General features: G+C 59.6%; 1 protein-coding gene. It reads left to right on the top strand.

Annotated elements, in window-relative coordinates; genetic code table 11:
- On the top strand, positions 1-314 hold a 314-nt coding region (locus tag OC445_RS26965), incomplete at both ends, for an RHS repeat domain-containing protein (protein ID WP_262020460.1).

The raw sequence follows: 314 nt of genomic DNA, 5'->3' as shown, positions 1-314 counted from the left end.
TGATGCAAGACCGCCCCGGCCCGGACATCGTCGCGGCCAACCGCCTGATGATCCAAGGCGACCGGCACTATGACTACGACGCCTTCGGCAACCTCATCCGTGAACGGCGCGGCAAAAGCCAGCAACTCGTCACTGAATACCGCTACGACTGCCAGCATCGGTTAATCAGCATCACAAAGCCCAACGGCGAAACCGCCAGTTATCGCTATGACCCATTTGGGCGGCGCATCAGCAAGACCGTAGACGGCAAGACCACCGGGTTTTTCTGGCAAGGCGACAAGCTGATTGCCGAACACCATGCAGAGCGCCATCGC

The sequence above is a fragment of the Pseudomonas sp. Pse35 genome (genome assembly GCF_024519715.1).
GTDB classification, from domain to species: domain Bacteria; phylum Pseudomonadota; class Gammaproteobacteria; order Pseudomonadales; family Pseudomonadaceae; genus Aquipseudomonas; species Aquipseudomonas paracarnis.
This window is presented reverse-complemented; position numbering and strand designations above follow the sequence as displayed.